The sequence below is a fragment of the Aminobacter sp. P4_D5 genome, assembly GCF_056401815.1.
Genome location: NZ_JBFUIP010000620.1, coordinates 1 through 760 on the forward strand (window position 1 = coordinate 1; position 760 = coordinate 760).

Genomic DNA, 760 nt, shown 5'->3' on the forward strand with positions numbered 1-760 from the left:
CCCTCAAGGTGAAGCCCGGCGTCGCCGAGGGCGAATACATCATCGACCCGCTGCCGCCGGTCGATTTCGGCCGCATCGGCGCCCAGACGGCCAAGCAGGTCATCGTGCAACGTGTGCGCGAAGTCGAGCGCAGGAAGCAGTTCGACGAGTACAAGGACCGCGTCGGCGAGATCATCAACGGCACGGTGAAGCGCACCGAGTACGGCAACCTGATGGTCGAGCTCGGCAAGGCCGAGGCCCTGCTGCGCCGCGACGAGACCATCCCCCGCGAGGCCTTCAAGAACGGCGACCGCGTGCGCGCCTATATCTACGACGTCCGCGAGGAGCCCCGCGGCCCGCAGATCTTCCTGTCCCGCACGCATCCAGGCTTCCTTGCGAAGCTGTTCGCGCAGGAGGTGCCGGAGATCTATGACGGCATCATCGAGATCAAGGCGGTCGCCCGCGACTCCGGCTCGCGCGCCAAGATGGCGGTGATCAGCCGCGACTCGTCCATCGACCCCGTCGGCGCCTGCGTCGGCATGCGCGGCTCGCGCGTGCAGGCCGTCGTGGCCGAGCTGCAGGGCGAGAAGATCGACATCATCCCCTGGAGCTCCGACATCGCGACCTTCATCGTGAACGCGATGGCGCCGGCCGAGGTCTCCAAGGTCGTGCTCGACGACGAGAGCAAGCGCGTCGAGGTCGTGGTGCCGGACGAGCAGCTCTCGCTCGCGATCGGCCGCCGTGGCCAGAACGTGCGCCTCGCCTCGCAGCTGACCCGCTA

Annotated in this window: 1 protein-coding gene; it reads left to right on the forward strand. The window is 67.9% G+C overall.

Annotation, left to right across the window (positions count from 1 at the left end; all coding sequences use genetic code 11):
• Window positions 1-760: transcription termination factor NusA (nusA, locus tag AC1DWF_RS33910; RefSeq protein ID WP_476842877.1), on the forward strand; the 760-nt coding region annotated here is incomplete at both ends.